Source organism: Leucobacter komagatae (genome assembly GCF_000834055.1).
Taxonomy (GTDB): domain Bacteria; phylum Actinomycetota; class Actinomycetes; order Actinomycetales; family Microbacteriaceae; genus Leucobacter; species Leucobacter komagatae_A.
Map to the genome: position 1 here is coordinate 1 of NZ_JXSQ01000023.1, position 16,226 is coordinate 16,226.

Genomic DNA, 16,226 nt, shown 5'->3' on the forward strand with positions numbered 1-16,226 from the left:
CGGGTCAACACCAGGATCCGGGTGCTGAGCCTGGTGCTGAGCCGGGCACGGAGCCGGGTAGCGATCCTGATTCGGAGCCAGGTGCTGAACCAGGTGCCGAACCAGGTGCTGAGCCTGGTGCCGAACCTGGTGCTGAGCCTGGTACCGAACCAGGTGCCGAGCCTGGTAGCGACCCTGATTCGGAGCCCGGTAGCGAGCCCGGTGCTGAGCCTGGTAGCGAGCCTGGTTCGGAGCCTGGTAGTGACCCCGGCAAGGATCCCGGAGTCGGTGCAGGCCCGGGCACCAAGCCAGCTGGCCAGGGAGCGAAGGGACACCAGCAGCTCCCGGCTACGGGTTCGGGTTCGTCGTTCCTCATGCCGCTCCTCACACTGAGCTTGCTTGCCGCTGGAGGTGCTCTCCTGACGGTGACACGGCTTCGGGCACGTACGAGTGCGGGTGAGAGTGACAGCGGAAGCTAGGTTGCGCTGAGGGTTGAGGGGGGCGGTCCAGATCGGAGTATCGGGACCGCCCCCTTCACCAGTACGCTTCCCTTTAAAACTCAATCCTTCTTCAACGGGGAGAAAGAGCGGTGAGTGTGGCAACGATGTCAAAAACCAATGGCAACGGCTCTGAGCAGCAGACGGACCAGCGACGCGAGCGTGTGCCCCAAAGTGCACGAATTGTTGCGGCCGTTGCGGTGGTTCTGCTCGGGGTACACATGTTTTTTACTGCGGTAGTAAATACACCGTCGACTGAAATCAAATACCAAGTTCTTCCCGGGGCGGCCGCTGATCAATACGCCAGGCCATACCTCGTCCAGGACTACCGGATCTTTGCTCCAGACCCCATCGACACTGACCGCCAGCTTTGGGTGCGAGCCTGGATCGAGCGTCCAGACGGCGAGCGGGTTCGAAGCGAATGGGTGAACGCGTCAGAAGTGGAACTCTCCGACAAGTATCGAAGGACCCTGCGCAAGCAGCTGTCTGTCGTTGGTGCAGAGCGCCTGATGGGGGCATACAAGAAGCTCACCGACGACCAACGGGCCGTCGCTGAGGAGAATCATCTCGGCGGTGACGGCCTATACGCGCTGCGGGATGCGCTGCTCGAGGCAGACGACAGTAACCCTGGCGCGGTGCGGGCGTTCATTCGCGCGGACAACTTTGTCTCGTCGTACGCCACGCAGGTTTCGCTCGCACTCTGGGGCGATCAGGGTGAAGTGCTCGCGGTGCAGACGCGCGCGGTATACGACCCGGTGATTCGCTGGAAGGATCGGCACGATCCGCAAGCGCAACGGCCTGCATCGTCGTACACCCTGCTCGGATGGGTGCCGGCGATGGAGTGGCCAGGACAAGATCGGGAGGCCTTCGCGAAGAGCTTCAACGCGTGGGCAGAGCAGGCGGGCGTGACTCCGGGTCTCGAGACGTCATCCCCGAACGACACGAGTGACGAAGAGGTGGCACCATGACGCATCCTGTGACCCGGGTGTGGGACCGACTCATGGGCTGGCTGCTCGATGCTCGCCGCGCCACCTACGGGCTTGCTCTGATGCGAATCGGGCTCGGCTCGATGACCGTCGTTATTCTTGCGCTGTACCTGCCGAACTTCTCATATACGTTTGGGGCAGGGTCGCGGTGGGGTGAAGCCCTCTTCCGCGACTCCTCCGCGAACGACTACATGTGGCCGATCTCGGCCCTGTTCTCGCGAGAAGACCCAGACGGCATCCAACTCGTCAAGATCTTGGTGTTGATGGCGGTAGCCGTGGTCTACGCTCTGGGCTGGCGAATGCGCATTGTTTCGCCGATATTTGTCGCGCTCTGGTTAGGTTTCTCATCGCTTGACCCTGTCGTGACGAACACTGGCCACTATCAAACGTTCAGGGTCTTCTTAATCTTCCTGTTGTTCGCTGACACGTCGTACCGGTGGTCGCTTGACTCGCGACGTCGTACAAAAGCGGCGGCCGGCGCTCGGTCACGCAGGGCAGAGCTGCCGGCTGGGCTCGGTATCGGCAAGTGGCGTGTACCAGCGTGGGTCCCAGTGCTCAGCAACAACGCGGCGGTCATCCTGATCGGATATCAGCTGTGCGTGATCTACGTAACGAGCGCGCTGTGGAAAATGCAGGGAGCGACCTGGATTTCGGGGGTCGCCGCCTACTACCCGCTGCAGATTGAGGAACTCACGCTGTTCCCAGCGCTCAATCATCTCGCCTGGCAAATCACCCCAGCCGTCTTCATCGCGTCGTGGGTGAGCGTGTACGGGCAGCTACTGTTCCCCGTGCTGCTGCTGAACCGCTGGAGCAGGATCGTTGGGCTCGTAGTCGTCACCGGGATGCACGCATCGATTGGCATCTTGCTCGCACTCCCGTGGTTCTCGCTCATGATGATCCTCGGCGACATGATCTTCATTCGTGACCGGACCTGGCGACAGTTCGCTGACTGGCTCAGGGGCCGTTTTGGGCGCACAGCAGGGCCGGAGAAAAGCCGCGTGCGCCGGTCGCTTCCCGAAACTGCAAAGGCTCCGGACGAGGAAGCGCTGCGCCAGCCCGTCGGCGCGGGAATAGGCGCCGGAAGCTGAGGCGGGGTGCCGTAAAATGGGGTGCGTATGACAACCGATATTACGTACCCGATCCAGACCGACCGACTGCTGTTGCGCCCGCACACTGAAGCGGACGCTGCAGCGCTCCAACCCATCTATGCCAACCCCGATGTTGCGCGATTCCTGCTTGACGACCCGTGGACTGAAGAGGTCGCGCGCGAAAAAGTGGCGGAGCGGCTGCCGAAGACCGACCTCGTCGGCCCCAGCGGCGCCGTCTCGCTTGTGATCGAATTCGAAGGCGCCGTGATCGGCGACGTGCAGTTGTGGATCACGAACACCGAGTGGCGGATCGCCGAGGTGGGGTGGGTACTTGATCCCCGTCACAGCGGCAAGGGATTCGCGGCGGAGGCCGTGCGTGCGATCATCGCATTGGGATTCGAGCGGGGCTCGCTGCACCGTGTCGTGGCTCAGATGGACGCACGCAACCTTGCTTCGGCGAAGCTCGCGAGCAGAGTGGGGATGCACCGTGAGGCGCATCTGCGGCAGGACTGGTGGAACAAGGGCGAGTGGACCGACACCGTCGTCTTTGGGCTACTCGCAGGAGACCGACAGTAAGCGACTGCGCACCGCAGCAACGAGGGGCACCCGGGCATGAGCCCGGGTGCCCCTTTGCTGTCTGCTGTGTGGGAATCGTGCAGCCTCATAGATGGGACTTCAGGGGCACTCTTTTGCAAGTTCGGGCCAACGAAGTCTATAGTTGTGGAAACCGAATACCTGCGTGTGTCCTGCCTTGGACGTCGCTCTGCCCCGCCACTAGATGGAGACCAACGAGTTGCTTTTCCCACGCCGCGCGCGCACCCTGGCCACGATCGCACTCGCGGCTGCCGGTGCGCTCACCCTTGCTTCCTGCACTTTCCAGCCCTCCGGAGCAACCGATGCCGACGATCGTCCCGTCGTGCTCACCACGTTTACCGTGCTGTCCGACATCGCCGAGAACGTGGCTGGCGAGCATCTCCGGGTTGAATCGATCACCAAGGTTGGCGCAGAGATCCACGGCTACGAGCCCACCCCAGGGGATATTCGACGGGCGAACGACGCCGACCTGATCCTTGACAACGGGATGGGGCTCGAAGCATGGTTTGCGCAGTTTGTCGCCGACCTCGACGTGCCGCATGTCGTGGTGAGCGACGGCATCGTTCCCATCGACATTCGCGAGGATGCGTACAGCGGAATGCCGAATCCGCACGCGTGGATGAGCCCACTGAACGTGCAGGTGTACGTCGACAACATGGTCGAGGCGTTCGCGGAAGTCGCGCCAGAGCACGCCGCCGAGTTTGCAGCCAACGGAGCGGCGTACAAGCAAGAGCTCCAGACCGTGCAGGATGAGCTCGTTGCCGCTCTCGCGGTGCTCCCGGAGCACCAGCGAGCGCTCGTTAGTTGTGAGGGCGCATTCTCTTACCTTGCGCGCGATGCAGGCCTTACTGAGAAGTACATTTGGGCGGTGAACGCCGAACAGCAGGCCACCCCGAGGCAGATCGCGTCGGTGATCGAGTTCGTGCGCGCGAACGACGTTCCGGCTGTGTTCTGCGAGTCCACGGTGTCAGACGCCCCGATGCGCCAGGTAGCCGAGGCGTCGGGGGCAACGCTGGGCGATGTGCTCTACGTCGATTCGCTCTCAGAGCCGGACGGCCCCGTCCCCAGCTATCTCGATCTCATCCGGCATGACGCCGAAGCGATCGTTGCAGGCCTCGCGGGTGGCGAGAGATGAGCGCCGCCGCTATCCGCGTTGATGATGTCACCGTGCACTACGGTGAGGTGCTCGCGCTCGACGGCGCAACGCTCACGATCGAGCACGGCCGCGTCTGTGGACTTGTCGGGATGAACGGGTCGGGAAAGTCGACGCTGTTCAAAGCCATCATGGGAATGGTGCGCCCGGACACAGGGAGCGTGCTGATCAACGGGCATTCTCCTGCGAAAGTGCGAAAAACTGGCGCGGTGGGGTACGTTCCGCAGAGCGAAGACGTCGACTGGGCGTTCCCGCTTTCCGTGCGCGACGTCGTCCTCATGGGCCGGTACGGAAAGATGGGCCCGACGCGCCGCCCGCGCGCGGCCGACCATGCCGCCGTGGCCTCTGCGCTTGAGCGGGTCGAGCTCACCGAATACGCTGACCGGCAGATCGGTCAGCTTTCGGGCGGGCAGAAGAAGCGCACCTTCGTTGCGAGGGGGATCGCGCAGGGGGCAACTACACTGCTGCTTGACGAGCCGTTCGCCGGGGTGGATAAGCGCTCAGAGGCGACGATCACGCGTCTGCTTCGCGAGCTAGCAGACGAAGGGGCTACCGTGCTGGTGTCGACACACGATCTGCACGCGCTCCCCGCGCTCGCCGATGAGGCGATCCTGCTCATGCGTCGAGTGCTCATGCACGGGCCGCCCGCGGACGTGCTCCAGCCCGAGAATCTCGCGCTGGCCTTCGGGCTCGACGTGCTGGGAAGGGGAGAGTCCGCATGAACCTCATCGACTTCTTTCTCGAGCCGTTGAGCTACGACTTCATGGTGCGCGCGCTCGCCACGACCCTCATTGCGTCGGTCGTGTGCGCGGTGCTGTCGTGTTGGCTTGTGCTCATCGGGTGGTCGCTCATGGGGGATGCGGTGTCGCACGCCGTGCTCCCCGGTGTCGTGCTCGCCTATATCGTCGGGGCGCCGTTCGCGCTCGGTGCTGTGGTGTTCGGGTTTCTCGCGGTCGCCCTCATCGGTGCGGTTCGGGATACCAGCAGGGTCAAAGAGGATGCTGCGATAGGCATCGTATTCACGACGCTGTTCGCGCTCGGGCTGGTGCTCATCTCGGTGACTCCCTCGCAGACGGACCTGAATCACATCATCTTCGGGAATCTGCTCGGTGTTTCGTCGGCCGACCTGCTGCAAGTGGCCATCCTGGGCGCGGTAACCCTCGTTGTGCTCGTCGCAAAGCGGAGGGATTTCACCCTGTTTGCCTTCGACCCGACGCACGCGCACGCTCTTGGGTTGAACCCCAGGATGCTCGGAGCAATGCTGCTGGGCTTGCTCGCGCTCACCTCGGTCGTCGCGCTCCAAGCCGTCGGGGTGGTGCTGGTGGTTGCGATGCTGATTATTCCGGGTGCGACGGCCTACCTGCTCACCGACAAGTTCTCGCGAATGCTGGTCATCGCTCCGGCTATTTCGGCGGTCTGCGCGGTGATCGGGCTGTTCGTGAGTTACTACCTCGACACCGCATCTGGTGGGATGGTGGTCCTCGCCCAGGGTGCGGCATTTGCACTCACGTACCTCTTCAGCCCGCGCCACGGACTCATTGGCACGCGGCTGCTTGCGCGCCGTCGGCGCAAGCAGCTCTCGACTGTCGCCGGGAGAGCGTAAGCGGCGCGTTCATCCAATTCGCAGGGATTACTATGCAGCATAGTTTACTATCACTCATAGTAATCACCTGAGGAGAAGAATGTCGCAAACTACCGCAGCGCGGGTCCGGTCGTGGATCCTGCCAATCGGAATCATCGCCATCGCCGGACTGCTCATCACCCTCGTCGTTCTGCAGGTCACGTCGGGTCGCTCGGCCCCGGGGGGCGCGGCAGCCGAGCAGCCAGACGAAATGGATCTCAGCTACATCGAAAGTCGCGACCCGAGCGATGTGCAGTCCGCTGGGCCGCTCGATGCGCCCGTCGGCTTGGTCGTGTACTCCGACTACCAGTGCCCCTTCTGTGCGAAGTGGACACAAGACACCCTTCCAACAATGCTCGAGTATGCCGAGCGTGGTGACCTGCGCATCGAGTGGCGTGACGTCAACCAGTACGGCGCCGACTCCGAGCGTGCCGCGCTCGCCGCACACGCGGCCGCGAAGCAGGGGAAATTCTGGGAGTTCCACGACGCACTGTTCCCTGACGGAGAGCATCTCGCGCCGCACGAGCTGACCGAAGAAGCACTCACCGGGCTCGCCGGCAAGCTCGGGCTCGACACCGCGCAGTTTGTCGCAGATCTCGAGGCACCGGAGACACTCGAGCTCGTGCGGGGATACGCGACATCGGGGCAACAGCTCGGAGTGTCTGGCACCCCAACGTTTGTGCTCGGGGGCGAGCCCATCGTCGGCGCCCAGCCGAGCGGCGTGTTCATTGACGCGTTCGAGCGTGCGCTTGCGAAGGTGGGATAGCGCATGAATATTGGTTTCGTTACGGCATTCCTTGGCGGAGTGCTCGCGCTCTTGAGCCCCTGCAGCGCACTGCTGCTTCCGGCGTTCTTCGCCTCCACCGTTGGGGCGAAGCTGAAGCTCCTCGTCCACGGTGCAGTGTTCTACCTTGGGCTCGTGGTCACGCTCGTGCCGTTCGGGCTCGGTGTTGGAGCCCTCGGGTCCCTCTTCATCGAACAGCGGGGGCTGATCATCGCACTGACCTCGGTGCTGCTCGTCGTGCTTGGCACCCTGCAGGCGCTCGGATTCGGCTTTGACCTGTCGCGGGTACTTCCCGGGGCGACGGCTGTGCAACGACGGGCCTCAGGGAGGAAGGGGCTCGTGCGCACCTTCCTGCTCGGGGCGGTTGGCGGCGTTGCCGGCTTCTGCGCCGGGCCCATTCTTGGCGCTGTGCTCACGCTCGCGCTCGGCCAGGGCAGCAGCCTCATGGCGGGTGCGCTCCTCGCGGTCTACGGGGCGGGCATGGTCGTTCCGCTCGTGGTGATCGCCGCCCTCTGGGAGCGGATCGGCCAGCGTGGGCAGCGACTGCTCCGCGGTAGGGCCATCACGGTCTTTGGAAGGCAGCTCCACACAACGTCACTCGCCACCGGGCTGCTCATCATCGGAGTCGGGCTGCTGTTCTGGTTCACGAACGGCCTGGTATCGCTGCCCTCGCTCGTGCCCACCTCCGTGCTCGCCTGGGCGCAAGAGCAGGGAGCCGTGTTCGCAAGCCCGGTGTTCGACGTGCTCGGAATCCTCGGGGTGACCGCCGCTGCGCTTTGGGTGTGGGTTGCTGCGCGGCGCAAGCGCGCAAGGCAGCGTACCGAGCAGCTCGTCTCCCAGGGAGCGAAGTGATCAGGCGCGCGCGGCTACGCACCCTCCGGCGTAACCTGCGCTGGGTCGCGCTCAGCGTCGCTTCCGCCATTCGCGGCTTCCTGCGCGAGCTGCGTGCGAACCTCGTCCATATCGAGCCCGCGGACGGCGTCGATGAGCTGTTCGAGGGTGGGGGCTGGCAGCGCGCCAGCCTGCGCGAAGACGTTGACCCCGTCACGGAACGCCATGATCGTTGGGATCGAGGTGATGCCGAACATTCCAGCAAGCTCCTGCTCGGCCTCAGTGTCGATCTTGCCGAACACAATGTCCTCGTGCGTCTCGGAGGATTTCTCGAACACCGGCGCGAAGGAGCGGCAGGGGCCGCACCAGGCCGCCCAGAAGTCGAGGACCACAATCCCGCCGTCCGTGATGGTCTGCTCGAGGTTGTCTTTCGTGATTTCAACTGTGCTCATAGTGTGCGGCGCGCAAGGGTCTCTCTCGCGCCTCCCTCTCTTTCGACAATCGTACGTTGCGCCGCTGACAGTCGGCCACGGTCGCGGCCGTTCAGCGGGGTTGCAGGGTCACCCCCTACCGTTACTACGGTACATAGTAAGTTGCGGCGTTCGATCGCCCCCGGTGAAAGGAAACCGTGATGGCTCGTCCCCGCAGTATCGCCGCAGCGAGGCAACGGCTCACCCTCGCGCGCCGCGCGCTTCGCAGCTGGTCGCCGAAGCAGTTCGCGATCGCCGGATTCGTCGCGGCCGGGTTCGCTGCCGTCGTTGGCGTCGGCACCGTGCTGATCCCGAACCCGTGGTTCGCGCGAGAGATCGACACCGTGTGGTGGAACTATCCCGTGTGGGTGCTCACCGCGATTGGCGTCGGCCTCCTGAGCGCGACCTACGTGCGGCAACCAGCAGCCACAGCAGCCAGCGGGGGGAGCGCCGAGATACCGCAGGCCGAGCGGCGGAGCAGCCGGATGGGGATCGCAGGGGGAGTGCTGACCTGGTTCGCCGTCGGCTGCCCGGTATGCAACAAGATCGCCCTCATAGCGCTCGGCTATTCTGGTGCCATCACCTGGTTTGCGCCGCTGCAGCCCGTGCTCGCGGGTGCGGCACTCGTGCTCACCGCCGTTGCGCTCGTCTGGCGGCTCAGTGGCCAGGTCGCGTGCCCAGTGCGGGCGACCACGCCGGTGCCATCCTCGGACACACAGATGGAGCTCTCACGATGAACGCGATCACACCACACGCAGGCGGTGACCTCTCACAGGGAGAGCCGGCGCGGCTCGGAACTCTCGAAGCGCAGGTCATGGACCTCCTCTGGGAGTCCGAAGGAGCCACCGTGCGGGAGCTCATCGATCGGCTCCCCACCGACCCCGCGTACACGACGATCGCTACCGTGCTGGGAAACCTCCGCAAGAAAGGTCTCGTGAGCACCCGGAAGGCTGGGCACACGACGCTCTATGGCGCCTCCGTCAGCCGCGAGGCGCACGCCGCAAACCTCATGGAGCACGCCCTTGACGCATCGGGAAATCGCGAGGCGTCGATCTTGCACTTCGTTGATGGCATGCCGGAGGACGACCTCGAGCTGCTGCGCAGGCACCTCCTCGGTGGGGACCCGCCACAGTGACACAGCCACTCATCGCGCTGCTCCTCTCGAGCGTGCTTGCCGCGGCCGCACTCGGTGGGCCGCGGCTGCTGCGCCGCGCTGCTCCTGCGCTCGCGACAATTCCACGCTTCGCGGCGATCGCGCTCAGCCTCACCGCAGTGCTCTGGATCGCGGCGCTCGTCGCCCTCGGCCCGGTTGTCGCCTGGATGAGTTCGGGCCCTGACTGGCTGCCGCAGCAGGTCGCCGACGTATGCGATCGATGCCTGAGCGCGGCGAGTCCGTTCGGGGAGAGTGCCGTGACGATTGGGGTTCCTGCGATCGTGCCGCTCGCGCTTCCGTCGCTCGGGGTCGTCGCCGTCCTCATCGGGCTCGCACGCGAGTTCGCGGCGCTGCGGCGCTCGCAGTCACAACTCAGCCTGACGGTGCGCTCCGCGAGTGAGCGAGTACGTCTGCACGGCAACACTGCGCGCATCACCCAGGACACAGCGCTCCTCGCCTTCTCGCTCCCGCATCGACACGGCGGCATCGTCCTGTCGCGCGGCACTGTCGCGTCGCTCTCCGAGGCGGAACTCGCCGCGGTGCTCGCGCACGAGCAGGCTCACCTCGACGAACGGCACCACCTCATTGTCGCGATCCTCAACGGCGCGACACGGTACTTGAGATGGATCCCCCTCATCCGCGAGGTGCGCTCCGCAGTGCCGCACTATCTGGAGATCGCTGCGGATCGGGCAGCGAAGCAGGCGGCAGGCACCGACGCCCTTGCCGGTGCCCTTCTCAAACTCGGCCAGCCGGGCATCCCGGAGTCAGCGGGGAAGCTGCCAGCGCACGCCGTGCTCCACGCAGCGGGCTCAGAGCGCATTCGCCACCTCGTCGGAGCGCCCCGACCGCCAGCGAGCACCGCGCTGGCCGCGGCCGCAGGCATGTATGCGTTCATGCTCGCCGCTGTTATTGCTGCCGTGCACTTGCCGTTCGTGCTCGCCCTGCTCGCTGGGTGCCTGTAGGGGCGAGCACACCGGCGCTTGCGCCCTGCAGCGCGGTCTTCGCCGGGGGCACTGAGCGGTAGCCCGAGCGCCAAAACCACACGCCGACACCCACCACGAGGCCGCCGCCGATAACGATCCACCACGGGAAACCAGGTACGTCTGGCTTCGCCGACATTGCCTCGATCTCTCCGTGTGGCGTCGGTATGACCCGCTCGCCGGTGATGAGGATGCGCTGAGTGTTGATGCCCAGCGGCGTACAGGTGACGAGGGTCATGAGATCGCGGCCCGGCTCCGCGCGGATCTGCTCGGTGGCATCCGGATCGACGATCTGGATCGTGTCGACGCGGTAGCTGAGCACCTCGCCGAGCACCTCAACGCTGAACACATCACCCTTCTTGACGCGGTCGAGGTGGGTGAACATGGTCGCGTTCGCGAGGCCTCGGTGGCCGGTCAACACCGACCGGGTCCCTTCGCCTCCAACGGGAAGCGACGTGCCTTGCAGGTGCCCGACACCCTTCAGCAGGGTCGCATCACTCGTACCGTGATAGACGGGAAGGTCAAGGTCGATTGCGGGGATGCGGAGGCGGCTCATGATCGTCGAAGACTCGCCGGCGAGTAGTTTCCAATAGTCAAGGGTTGTTTCGGTGACGCCCGTGCCGGAAGCGACGTTGGCGCCCGACTCGAGGAGCGCGCCCGAGTGGAGGGCTTCGTTGTAGGCCTGCGCCGCGTCCAATTGGGCACGGAGCTCCTCGCGTGCCTGTGCTGCGGTTGCCTGAGTCTGGTCGAAGAGGATGTTCGACTGGTTGTACTGCGAGACCCAGCCGGCAGCTGTCGGGTAGCCGACGAGGCCAATGCCGATCAGGCAGAGCACGGCGATACTGAGATTGAGCCAGCTCATCTTCCAGGCACGGCGGGTATTGCCATGTCCGAGCCTCCTGCGGGAGTGCTTCGGCCCCGATGCGGTTGGGGTGACTATGGGATGAGGTGACATGTGGCTCTCGTTGCGGCTGGGGATCGGTGTGAAACAGAGAAGCCTCGGCCGGGTGCGTCCGCGATGGACGCACCCGGCCGAGGACCGCGGAGGCTACGCCTGTGCGTGCTCCTTGCGGCGACGTGCCGCGAAGAGAAGACCAGCAACGATGAGCGCGAGCCCGCCGCCGCCGAGCAGCAAGACGTTGCCAGCGGCACCCGTGATCGGGAGCGACGGCAGATCGCCATCGTCTACGCCGACCTGCACGTTGACGACGGTCGCGGCGAGATCAGAATCATCGACCGTGAAGAGCTGGCCGCCTACGAGCGGCTTGTAGCCTGCGGGGTAGCCGGTCTCGTAGACGCAGTACTTACCCTGAGCGACGGTGACCTTGCTGGTCGTGCCGTCAGAGCCCGAGACGAAGCTGCCACGGATCTTCACCGCACCGGTGTCCGGCGTTGCCGGGCAGTCGGTTGCGGCGGCAGCAGCGGTGTAGACATCGAAGGTAGCGCCGGCGAGCGGAACGTTCGCGCCGCCGCCGACGAGCTTGGCTTCCTTCATGATGTGGATGCCGCCCCAGAAGTTCTCCGGGTCAGTGATCTCCGGGCCGGTGCCCGGGTCGGTGGTCTTGCCATTGATCGTGATGCTCGCCTCGTTGGCGGTGGTACCGCTCTCCTTGAGATCGGCGTTGATCGTGAGCACAATCTTGCCGCCGATGTTCGCGTCAAGCTTCGCGAGACCGGGCGCGAGGAAATTCAGTCGCACGTTCGTTCCGACGACGTTGGTTGCGGGGGTGAGGGTGTAATCGGTGCCCTCGATGAGGGCTACGCTTGCACCGTTCTTCGCGACGAGATTGACGGAACCACCGGTATAGGCGATCTCGCCCGAGAGCTGATCGTCGATGCGGAATTCGGAGTACTTCTCATCGGCTGCGAGCGGCTGCACCGGCACGGTCACGTCGAAGCTCACGCGGTCTCCGACGAGGTCGCCCGTCTTCGTCGCGCCGGAGCCGACGATGATGTTCTTCGGGTAAATGTGCGGGTTGTAGTTCCACGCCTGGGCCGGGCTTGCCGCGCCGGCGACGGGGAGCGGCACCGTGATGATCGTCGGGGCTGCAACAGACTTCGCATTGTCGGCAGGCGTGCTCTCGAAGACCACGTATGCCTTGTCAGCCGCAAGGTCGAACTTTGTCGTGCCGTCAGCCATGTTTGTGAGCTGCTCGGCACCAGTGCAGGAGAGCGTCAGCGCGGTTCCTGCTTCGGTCACGATCGGCGCGTCGCCTGCGGCGGCTCCGGCGGTCGCGGTGAGGTTCTTCATCCGGTTCCAGTTGGAGGCAACGCTCAGGTCGATGCCGTTGATCGTGCAGACTTTGAAGCCAGCGACAAGCGGCACCGCGGTCGACGGAAGCTGCAGCTCCGAACCATCGTTCGCGCCGAAGTCGCCGTCAGGCTGCTCGAGCTTGTGCACGGTGACGGAGCCGGTGCCGCCGTCGCCTGGCTGCGCCGCAAACGCGGGGGTCGCGCCGAAGCCGATTGCGCCTGCGGCGATTGCAGCTGCTCCGAGCAGTGCGACGCCTCGGAGCTTTCGAGTTGGTGTGGGATTCACAACGTGTCCTTTCGGTTGTCATATGTGTTGGGGGATTCTCGTGTTGTTCAGCGGTGAGCAGCGCAACATCGAGAGGATGGGGGAAAGAGGTAAGGGGCCGTTTCAGGCAACCGCGCCGCTGCTACCTGTTGGCCTGAGCCGAGCGCAGCACGCTTCGACGCGAGCGCAGCACGTAGGCGGAGGCGGCGAGCAGCAGTGCCGCGCCTCCGGCAGCGGTGAACTGCCACGAACCGATGCCTCCTGTCAGCGGAAGCGCAGGCATCTCGAGTGGGGCGGCGGTAAGCACCCGGAACACCGAGTGGGACCCCTGAGGTACCGCGTCGGTGACGCCGCGACCACCGTCGCCAATGCGTTCCCAGCAGGATTCACGCGCGCTGATCGGGTCGTTTGCGAGTGCGCGGCACGCGGGAACGCCCAGCCGCAGCCGCTCGATGCCCGCGACGCTCAGGCCCGCTGGTGCGGTCGCGGTGAGGTCGTAGGTGCCCGGCCGTGCATCGAGCACCGTGTAGATGTCGTCGAGCGACACATCGAAGCCGTCAGCTGCGCTTGCCATGTCGAGTTTCCAGCCGCGTGCCGGGAGTTCCTGCTGGCCGCCCTCGCGCTTGGTGATGAACGATACGTTCGCGGTCTGATTGGTGACAGCGCACGAAATAGGAGGAGTAACCCGAGTAGACCCGGATGCGTCGAGTGTGATGACGCCGGTTGCGGCGTTGAACACACTCGAAGGGAGGGGGATCCCCCCGCCGTCGAGGCAGGCGAAGTTGCCTGCCTGCGTGTAGAGCTTCGCGCTCGGTTCTGGCACGGGCTTGGCGCGGAGGCGCTCGCCGAGCGTGTAGCTCTTTCCCGGCGTGAGCTCGGCGGAACCGCCACCGCTAATGACCTGGACCGTTGTGCCCTCGGTGACCGTGATCTCCCAGTTGTTCTCCGTGATCTCAGGCACCCAGGTCGACTGGTGCAGCACTGGTGCAATGTGCTTCTCTCCAGTGAGCGGTAGCTCTCGGGTGACCGTCATGGGGCATGCAGGGGCAGAATCCGCGGATTCCTTGCCAGCGGCATCGACGGAGCGTGCGGTGAAGGTGAAGGTGCCCGATGGCAGGGGAGTCTTTCCCGTGAAGCTCCAGGTGCGCTCCACGCCGCTCCCGGAGAGAACCGCGTCGCCCCAGAGCTGTGCCGCTCCAGTGCCCTCACGCTTGTACACCCGCACCTTTGTCGCCGTGATTGGCACGTTCGCGCCGCCAAGCGTGACGGTGCCGTCCTGTGAATCTGGTGCAGGGCAGGTCATGGTCACGAGGGGCACGGCGATGAACTCGACGAAGCGTTGGCGCGAGCCAGTGACCGGCTTGCCACCGACGGTCGCTTCGACCATGTAGAGCCCGGGTTTTTTCGCTGTGATGGTCGCGATCGCTTTGCCCGTTGCATCGGTCGCGGCGCTCGCGGTGATGATGGCATCGGTCGTCGCGGTGCCGGTTTGCGTGAACACCGCGAACTGCACCGTTTGTGTCGGCATGGCCGTGCCGGTCGTGCTGAGAATTGTGGCGGTTGCTTGGTGCTCGGATACGCCGTCTGCGTATGGTTTGTGGGCGGTGACCGACAGGCTCGACTGCTCGGGCGAGACGACCGGCGGTGCGTCGACAAACACCGCGTACAGCTTGTTCGAGTTGGTGATCTCCTTGCCGCCCACCCTCGCCTCGACCCAGTAATTTCCAGCGGCGCTGGCGGTAATCTTGGCGAGCGCGAGGCCCTGCGCGTTCGTGTTGACGCTACTGGTGATGGTCGCCTCGGTCGCAGGCGTCCTATCCCAGTTGTAGAGCTTGAAGGACACGGCCTGCCATGAGAGCCCATCTCCGTTGGCATCCTTGATCCCTGCGATCGCCTGGTGATGCTGGGTTTTGTGGTTTGCTTCTCTGCTTCCGGTTGTGACGGTGAGCGCGGACTTCGACAGGTCGACGCCGCCTGGCGGGTCAACTGGCGGGTCAACAGGCTTGTCGATGAAGGTTACGGTGAGGTTGGGGGAGCCCGAGATATGCGAGCCCAGGACCTTCGCTTGCACCCGGTAGGTGCCGGCTTTGGTCGCCGTAATTGTTGCCTCAGCGACACCCGCGCTGTTGGTCCGTACGGTGCCGGGAAGTACCTTCGCGTCCGTGGTCGCCGCGCCGGTCGATGTCAGCATGGTGAACGTGACGTCTTGACCCGCCATACCGACGCTTCCCGTGTCGGCTGAGCTGCGGATCGTCGCCTTTGTCGTGTGGGGATCCGGCCCGTTCACGTACCGGGTGTTGGACGAAACCTCGAGCATCGAGTTGCCCTGCGACACTTCGTAGGCGAACGTGACGCGCTTCTTCATCGAGTCGGTGATGTGTTTGCCGCCGATCGTCGCCTCGACGGTGTAGGTGCCTGCGGCTGTCGCGGTAATCGGCACGATGGCCTGTCCGCTTGCATTGGTTGTCCCCGACGCCTTGATCTTCGCGGTCGTTGCGAGCGCGGAGCCGGCCTCGTTGAAGATCCGGAAGTTTACGGTCTGGCCGGCGAGCACCGTCCCAGCGCTGTTCTTCACGGTTGCGGTAGCCGTGTGCTCCTTGATGCCGTTCGGGGCGCGGATCCCTGTCGACACGGTGAGCGCCGACTTGGCGACGTCTGGGCCGCTGGGGACGGGGGTCTGCGGAAAGAGCCTGGGATCGGGGAACACCCACCCACCTCCCATGGGCGATTGGCCGTTCGTGAGCTTGCCGGCTGGGGAAGTCTCGTGGCCTGGGTTGACCGTGTTATCAAAGCCGAAGGCAAACGAACTTCTCGCCCCGTTTTCGACGGCGACGAGTGTGCGCTCCACGGGATCGTGATACCAGACCGAGTGTTTCAGCGCCGTGGCTGATCCGCTCGGGTTGCACTCAGCGCTCCCCTTGAGTTTGACCTGCGTGAAGTCGCCGTTCGCGTGCACCCCGGACGCTGTTCCGTGTGTGAAGCACGCGCCGTCTTTGCGGATAACGAGACCCTGTTCGCCCGCCGCTGGAAACGACCAGAGGTCTGCGTAGTCCAGCGCCTCAGCAGTGTTCGGGTAGGAGAAACCGTAGGTGCGGCACACATTGAAGGAGTCCGAGCCGGTGACACAGCCGGGGAAGCCTGCGCTGTAGATCGGGAAGAGATTGGGCTGGTTCTTGCTGACCTGCATGACCCAGGGGAATTCGACGCGGTCTCCAGCGGCTGCCTGTGCCGGCTCTGGCGTCGGCACAGCACCCATCGCGAGGAGCACAATACTGAGCGTGGTGAGCGCGCGTCGGAATGCTCCAGATGCGCTGCGCGCGCGCCATGGGAGTCGCGCGGACCGCGAGCTGGAGGCCCTCTTTCGCGCTCCCTGCTTGGCGGGGCGCTGCGTCGAGACACGTCGAGACACTGGTGTTCCTTCTGAGTGAGAGCGAACAAGGCTGTCTCACGCAGGAGTTGACCGGGCGGTCCCTTGCAGCCGGGGCAAGGGGGAACGCGAAGCGGTAAGCACGATCGGTGTGCCTGGAGTGTACGAGCGGGGCGTTCCCACTCAAGAGCATGGCCCGTTGCGC

At 64.7% G+C, this 16,226-nt stretch carries 15 protein-coding genes and 1 pseudogene; 12 read left to right on the forward strand and 4 right to left on the reverse strand.

Going from position 1 to position 16,226, the window contains the following annotated elements; all coding sequences use genetic code 11:
- The 9 genes and pseudogenes from SD72_RS18515 to SD72_RS13305 form a co-directional block, all read left to right on the forward strand.
- A pseudogene (locus SD72_RS18515) lies at window positions 1-458 on the forward strand (hypothetical protein); the annotation flags it as partial.
- 125 nt (window positions 459-583) lie between these two features.
- On the forward strand, window positions 584-1,444 hold the full coding sequence (locus tag SD72_RS13270) for a DUF5819 family protein (protein WP_157000590.1): 861 nt from the start codon (window positions 584-586) through the stop codon (window positions 1,442-1,444).
- Window positions 1,441-2,550, forward strand: a complete 1,110-nt coding sequence (locus SD72_RS13275) for an HTTM domain-containing protein (protein ID WP_052492697.1) — start codon at window positions 1,441-1,443, stop codon at window positions 2,548-2,550. The genes SD72_RS13270 and SD72_RS13275 overlap by 4 nt, the downstream gene beginning before the upstream one ends.
- A gap of 27 nt (window positions 2,551-2,577) precedes the next feature.
- Window positions 2,578-3,126, forward strand: a complete 549-nt coding sequence (locus SD72_RS13280) for a GNAT family N-acetyltransferase (RefSeq protein WP_042544948.1) — start codon at window positions 2,578-2,580, stop codon at window positions 3,124-3,126.
- Window positions 3,127-3,343: 217 nt separating this feature from the next.
- Window positions 3,344-4,279 carry a metal ABC transporter substrate-binding protein gene (locus tag SD72_RS13285; protein WP_232299784.1) on the forward strand — a complete coding sequence of 312 codons (936 nt, stop codon included), beginning with the start codon at window positions 3,344-3,346 and terminating at the stop codon, window positions 4,277-4,279.
- Complete coding sequence (locus SD72_RS13290) at window positions 4,276-5,019, forward strand: metal ABC transporter ATP-binding protein (RefSeq protein ID WP_042544950.1); 744 nt, start codon at window positions 4,276-4,278, stop codon at window positions 5,017-5,019. Before SD72_RS13285 ends, SD72_RS13290 begins: the two co-directional genes overlap by 4 nt.
- On the forward strand, window positions 5,016-5,900 hold the full coding sequence (locus SD72_RS13295) for a metal ABC transporter permease (protein ID WP_042544951.1): 885 nt from the start codon (window positions 5,016-5,018) through the stop codon (window positions 5,898-5,900). The genes SD72_RS13290 and SD72_RS13295 overlap by 4 nt, the downstream gene beginning before the upstream one ends.
- Window positions 5,901-5,979: 79 nt before the next feature.
- A complete protein-coding gene (locus tag SD72_RS13300; protein WP_042544952.1) occupies window positions 5,980-6,684 on the forward strand; it encodes a DsbA family protein in 705 nt (234 codons plus the stop codon).
- A 3-nt stretch (window positions 6,685-6,687) separates the two neighbouring features.
- Window positions 6,688-7,554 carry a cytochrome c biogenesis CcdA family protein gene (locus tag SD72_RS13305; RefSeq protein ID WP_042544953.1) on the forward strand — a complete coding sequence of 289 codons (867 nt, stop codon included), beginning with the start codon at window positions 6,688-6,690 and terminating at the stop codon, window positions 7,552-7,554.
- 14 nt (window positions 7,555-7,568) lie between these two features.
- Here SD72_RS13305 and trxA read toward each other — a convergent pair whose 3' ends face one another.
- Window positions 7,569-7,985, reverse strand: a complete 417-nt coding sequence (gene trxA, locus SD72_RS13310; RefSeq protein ID WP_042544954.1) for a thioredoxin — start codon at window positions 7,983-7,985, stop codon at window positions 7,569-7,571.
- Between the two features lie 179 nt (window positions 7,986-8,164).
- Here trxA and SD72_RS13315 point away from each other — a divergent pair, with 179 nt between their 5' ends.
- The 3 genes from SD72_RS13315 to SD72_RS13325 are packed head-to-tail and all read left to right on the forward strand — an operon-like array spanning window position 8,165 to window position 10,118.
- Window positions 8,165-8,740: a hypothetical protein gene (locus tag SD72_RS13315; RefSeq protein ID WP_042544955.1), complete on the forward strand. Its 576-nt coding sequence runs from the start codon at window positions 8,165-8,167 to the stop codon at window positions 8,738-8,740.
- On the forward strand, window positions 8,737-9,138 hold the full coding sequence (locus tag SD72_RS13320; RefSeq protein ID WP_042544956.1) for a BlaI/MecI/CopY family transcriptional regulator: 402 nt from the start codon (window positions 8,737-8,739) through the stop codon (window positions 9,136-9,138). The genes SD72_RS13315 and SD72_RS13320 overlap by 4 nt, the downstream gene beginning before the upstream one ends.
- Window positions 9,135-10,118 (forward strand): M56 family metallopeptidase, encoded by a 984-nt coding sequence (locus SD72_RS13325; protein ID WP_042544957.1) that lies wholly within the window; start codon window positions 9,135-9,137, stop codon window positions 10,116-10,118. Before SD72_RS13320 ends, SD72_RS13325 begins: the two co-directional genes overlap by 4 nt.
- On the opposite strand, the gene SD72_RS13330 is transcribed toward SD72_RS13325, so the two are convergent.
- The 3 genes from SD72_RS13330 to SD72_RS13340 form a co-directional block, all read right to left on the reverse strand.
- Window positions 10,063-11,091 (reverse strand): class C sortase, encoded by a 1,029-nt coding sequence (locus tag SD72_RS13330; RefSeq protein ID WP_084767219.1) that lies wholly within the window; start codon window positions 11,089-11,091, stop codon window positions 10,063-10,065. The genes SD72_RS13325 and SD72_RS13330 overlap by 56 nt on opposite strands.
- 93 nt (window positions 11,092-11,184) lie before the next feature.
- Window positions 11,185-12,675, reverse strand: a complete 1,491-nt coding sequence (locus SD72_RS13335) for a SpaH/EbpB family LPXTG-anchored major pilin (RefSeq protein WP_042544958.1) — start codon at window positions 12,673-12,675, stop codon at window positions 11,185-11,187.
- A gap of 121 nt (window positions 12,676-12,796) precedes the next feature.
- The gene (locus SD72_RS13340; RefSeq protein ID WP_042544959.1) at window positions 12,797-15,922 is read right to left on the reverse strand and encodes an Ig-like domain-containing protein; all 3,126 of its coding nucleotides are present in this window, start codon (window positions 15,920-15,922) and stop codon (window positions 12,797-12,799) included.
- Window positions 15,923-16,226 lie beyond the last annotated feature (304 nt).